Here is a 4,797-nt window from a genome sequence, read left to right on the forward strand (position 1 = left end):
CCCCCCGCCTGGCCGCCATCCTTCCGAGCTTCCCGGCGGTGCTCGCCAGGAAGACCGCGGGCGCGCCCTACCCCGCCCCGCACGCCATCCTGGCCGCCGCCGTCGAGGGCACGCAGGTCGACTTCGACACGGCGGGCACCATCGAGGCGCGGTACTTCACGGAGCTGGTCACCGGCCAGACGTCGAAGAACATGATCCAGGCGTTCTTCTTCGACCTCAGGGCGGTCAACGCCGGGGCCGCCCGCCCGCGCGGCGTGCCCGAGCGACCGCCCGCCAGGGTCGCGGTGGTCGGCGCCGGGATGATGGGCGCGGGCATCGCCCACGCCTGCGCCGCCGCCGGGCTCGACGTCGTTCTCAAGGACGTGACCGAGGAGGCCGCGGAGCGCGGCAGGGCCCACTCCGCGCGCCTCCTCGACAAGGAGCTGGCCAGGGGCCGCCTCACCCCCGAGGAGCGGGACGCGCGGCTGGCCAGGATCACCCCGGCGGCCGACGCCCGCGCCCTGGCCGGCTGCGACACCGTGATCGAGGCGGTCTTCGAGGACACCGCCCTCAAGCAGAAGGTGTTCCAGGAGATCCAGGACGCGGTCGCCCCCGACGCGCTCCTGTGCACCAACACCTCCACCCTGCCCATCACCCGGCTCGCCGAAGGCGTCGAGCGGGAGCGGGACTTCGTCGGACTGCACTTCTTCTGGCCCGCCGAGAAGCGCCCGCTGGTCGAGATCATCAGGGGCGAACGCACCGGCGACGAGGCGCTCGCGCGGGCGTTCGACCTGGTCCGGCTGCTCGGCAAGACCCCCATCGTGGTGGGCGACTCCCGGGGCTTCTTCACCTCGCGCGTCATCGGGTGCTTCCTGGAGGAGGCGCTGGACATGCTCGCCGAGGGCGTCGACCCGGTGTCGCTGGAACAGGCCGCCGCCCAGGCCGGATACCCCACGCCCGCCCTCGCGCTGCTCGACGCGATGTCGCTCGGCCTGCCCCGCCGGATCTGGGAGGAGGGCCGCGCCGCCGCCGAGGCCGCGGGCGAGCCCTGGGAGCCGCGCCCCGCGGAGGGCGTACTCGACCGGATGGTGCGGGAGTTCGGCCGCCAGGGGCGCGCGGAGGGCGCCGGGTTCTACGTCTACGAGGACGGCCGGCCCACCGGGCTCTGGCCCGGGCTGCGCACCCACTTCGGCGGCCGGGACGCGGGTGTCCCGTTCGCCGAGATGCGGGAGCGCCTGCTGTTCTCCGAGGCCCTCGAATCCGTCAGGCTCCTGGAGGAGGGCGTGCTGACCTCGGTCGCCGACGCCAACGTCGGCTCCCTCCTCGGCATCGGCTTCCCCGGCTGGACCGGCGGCGTGCTCCAGTACATCAACGGCCACCCCGGCGGCCCCGCGGGCTTCGCGGCCCGCGCCCGGCAGCTCGCGGACCGTTACGGCGCGCGATTCGCCCCGCCCGCGCTCCTGCTGGCCAAGGCCGAGAGGAACGAGCCCTTCACCGACGCGACCTGACGGCCCCGCCGGGCCGTCGGGCCCCGGGGTCCTCCCACGGCGCCGCCGCCCGGCACCTCAGGCGTCGGGCGGCGCGGTGGCCACCCGCACCCACACCTGCTTGCCCTCGTCCGTGAGCGCGTACCCCAGGCCGTCGGCCATCTCCCGCAGCAGCCACAGGCCCCTGCCCTCCTCCGCCGTCCACTCCGGCAGCGTGATCACCGGCAGCGCGGACGACCGGTCGTGGACGGTCACCTGCACCGCGCCGCCGACCAGCGTCAGTTCCAGCGTGCACCGCGGGTCCTCCACGTGCCGCGCCACGTTGGACAGCAGCTCCGTGATGCCGTGCAGCACCACCTCCACCACCCGCGAGGGCTGCGACCACTCCCGCAGCGCCAACGAGCCGAGGCGCCTGAAGTGCGCCAGATCCTCCCGCCGCGCCGTCAGCAGCCAGCTGGAGGAGAAGCGTTGCATGCCGGCGTCCTGGCTGGTGAGCGTCATGATTCCTCCGGACTCCACAGGGTGTCAGGGACTGAGTGCACTGTGTTACCTGTGGCACCCTGCCCCCAATTTCCGGGAGTCCGCAAGGAATTCAGCTGCACATGTGGAGTTCATATCACTCGGACGAGTGAGAAGGGTGACGCCGGGTCAGATCATTTTTCGCGCCGGGCCCTCACGCCAGTCGCCGGCCAGCGCGGGGCGCAGCATGCCCAGGTGGTCGAGCGTGATCCTCATCAGCGACTCCATCGACCCGTCCTGCTGCCCCTCCCAGGCCGCCGTCGCCTGCATCCCCGCGGCCGTGCACGCCCCCACCAGCAGCGCCGGCCGCGGATCACCCGGCCTCAGGCCCTCCCGCTCCGAGAGCACCACGGCCAGCCTCCGCTGCTGCTCCGTCGATATGCCCTGGCAGGCGGCCATCGCCACCGGCTCGGTGCTGACCAGGCGCATCGCCGACAGATAGCGCTCGGCGCCGCCCCGGCCCAGGCCGCGCAACGACGCGAGCCCGGCCTCCCGCAGCGCGCGCAGCGGCTCCTCCTCGGCGGGCCGGCGCGCCACCTCCTCGACGAGCAGGCGGGCCGCGGCCCGCAGCGGCTGGAGGAACAGCTCCTCCTTGGAGGCGAAGTACCGGAAGAAGGTGCGCTCCGAGACCTCGGCCTCCCGCACGATCTCCCCCACCGTGGTCCTCTCGATCCCCCGGTCCAGGAACAGACCGATGCCGCACCGCAGCAGATCGTCGTTCGTCCGGCGCTTCTTCCGCTCGCGCGGACCAAGGGGCGTCGAATCGTCTCCCATGGGGGCATCGTACGGCGAACCCGCCGTCCGGGTACGGGGCTGCCGCCATCCCGCGCCACGGCGGACGGCACAATCACGCCATGACCGACGCAGGCGCCGACCGACTGCTCCGCGATCTCGACCCCCTCTCCCACCCCGCCCGCATGCCCGAACTCGCCGCGCGCGCCGCCCTCGCGAGGGACCGGGGCGACCTCAGGGACCTCGTCGAGGGCCTGTCCCGCCACGGCGACCACGGTAGGCGCCTCGCGGTCGTCGCCGCCGCCGTCGGGCGCGACGCCGGCTACCTCGCCAGCCGCCTCACCGACCCCGACCCCGTGGTGCGCGGCCACGCGCTGCGCGCCGCCGGGGCGGCGGGCGTCGGCGACTACGCGCTCGAAGTCGCCCTGGAGGACGCCCCCGCGGCCGTCCGCCGCCGCCTGCTGCGCGCCGTCGTCGACCAGGGCCGCACCCGCCTCGCCGAGCAGCTGGTCGACGGCCACCGGGAGCGCTGGGGCGACGCCGAGGCCGCGCTCCTGCTGCCCGGCTGCGGCCCCGGGACGGTGGAACGGCTGCTGCCCGAGCTGTTCCACGCGGTCACGGCCTGGCGCCTCCTCGCGCGGCGCCACCCCGACCCGGTGCTCGACGTGGCCGAACGCCTGCTGGCCGGGCTGCCGGCCGGCTCCCGCGGCGCCTGGTGGCTCCGCCACCACCGCGCCGTCGCCGTGGCCGCGGAGCCGAGGCCGCGACGGGTCCTCGCCCTGATCGAGACCCACGACCCGCGCCCCCTCGACTGGTCGCGCTGGTCCTCCCTGCCCCGGCTGCTCGCCGTCGACCCCGGCCGCACGCTCCGCCTGCTCCTGGACGGCGGCCACCTCACCCGCCCCGGCCCGGTGGCCCTCTCCGGGACCGCGCTGCGCCGCCTGGTCGCCCAGGACCCGCCCGAGCTCGCCGAACTGGCCCGCGCCTGGGCCCTTTCACGCCCCGACCGCCTGGCCGCGCTCCTCCACGCCCTGCCCCCCGGCCGCCGCGCCGCCCGCTACGCCGCCGCCACCGGCGGCGGCCCCAAGGGCGACCCGGGCGGCCACCAGGTCACCGAGCCGGTGCTCGCCCAACTGCCGCGCGCCACGCGGCACGAGGAGGCCAGGCGGCTCGCCGACCGGATCCGGGCGCGGCGGCCCGACGGCTCCGCGCCGCTTGCCGCGCTCGTCCACCTCCCGGTCGCCGAGGCCGCCCCCGCCCTGCTGGCGGCCACCCGCCGCGCCACGGCGGAGGAACGGGCCGAGGGCTGGACGCTGCTGATCCGCAACGCCGCCGCGTCCGGCGACCCCGAGGCCGTCACGGACCTGCTGGAGACCACGGAGGAGCTGCGCAACGAGCAGGACCCGGTCCGCTCCGCCGCGCTCGACGCCCTGGCCGCCGTCCACCCGGCGCTGTTCACCGACGAGGCCGCCGACGAACTCGACCGCCTCGCCGCCGAGGCCATCGCCGCCCGCGACTCCTCGCCCCGCGCCCGCGCCGCGCTCAGCCGCCTCGCCGTCTCGGTGCTGCGCGAACACGCCGTCACCGACCGGCGCGCCCTGCTCGGCTGGTCCCTGCGCACCCTGGTCCGCATCTCGGGGCACACCGGCGACGCCGACCTCGGCCGGCTCGACCGCACGCTCCGCCGCGGCCAGGAGCACCAGGTCCTCGAGGCGCTGCGGCCCTGGCTGGAGGCCGGCGCGGAACGGGACGACCACGGCCTGACGTTCGCACTGGCCCGCGCCGCGGGCCGCCGCGCCACCGGCATGCCCGAGCTTCAGGAACTCCTCTGGCAGGCCGTCCAGTTCGGCGACACCGCCACCGCGGCCACCGCCGTCGGGCTCTGGCTGGCCGACCCCGCCACGCGGGACGCGCGCGTGTCGCGGCTCCTCGCCCTCGACCCCTCGACGGCCGTTCTGCCGCCGGTCTTCCGCGTCCTGGCCCGCCGCCGCACCGACCTGCTCGACCGGGTGCTCGGCGAGACCCCGCCCCAGGGCCGTTTCCGCGCCGAGGGAGCCCCCTGGCTGCCCCCGGCCGGCCC

The 4,797-nt window shown here is 76.2% G+C and carries 3 protein-coding genes and 1 pseudogene; 2 read left to right on the top strand and 2 right to left on the bottom strand.

Translation table 11 applies throughout. From position 1 onward, the window contains the following. The coding region (locus ADY01_RS32820) for a 3-hydroxyacyl-CoA dehydrogenase family protein (RefSeq protein ID WP_049580393.1) at positions 1 to 1,487 on the top strand (1,487 nt) is incomplete at its 5' end. 57 nt (positions 1,488 to 1,544) lie between these two features. Here the strand turns inward: ADY01_RS32820 and ADY01_RS32825 are convergent. Both ADY01_RS32825 and ADY01_RS32830 read right to left on the bottom strand, forming a co-directional pair. Next, the gene (locus tag ADY01_RS32825; RefSeq protein WP_049580394.1) at positions 1,545 to 1,967 is read right to left on the bottom strand and encodes an ATP-binding protein; all 423 of its coding nucleotides are present in this window, start codon (positions 1,965 to 1,967) and stop codon (positions 1,545 to 1,547) included. A gap of 147 nt (positions 1,968 to 2,114) precedes the next feature. Continuing rightward, positions 2,115 to 2,759 (bottom strand): TetR/AcrR family transcriptional regulator, encoded by a 645-nt coding sequence (locus tag ADY01_RS32830; protein ID WP_049580395.1) that lies wholly within the window; start codon positions 2,757 to 2,759, stop codon positions 2,115 to 2,117. 80 nt (positions 2,760 to 2,839) lie between these two features. Between ADY01_RS32830 and ADY01_RS32835 the strand changes: the two are divergent. Then, positions 2,840 to 4,797 (top strand): annotated as a pseudogene (locus ADY01_RS32835) (hypothetical protein); the annotation flags it as partial.

It is taken from the genome of Streptomyces sp. SBT349, from assembly GCF_001083795.1.
Classification (GTDB): domain Bacteria; phylum Actinomycetota; class Actinomycetes; order Streptomycetales; family Streptomycetaceae; genus Streptomyces.

What these genes read in the sequence shown, in the direction of transcription:
- ADY01_RS32825 (WP_049580394.1), bottom strand. Translation starts at nt 1,967, where the DNA reads ATGACGCTCACCAGCCAGGACGCCGGCATGCAACGCTTCTCCTCCAGC.
- ADY01_RS32830 (WP_049580395.1), bottom strand. Translation starts at nt 2,759, where the DNA reads ATGGGAGACGATTCGACGCCCCTTGGTCCGCGCGAGCGGAAGAAGCGC.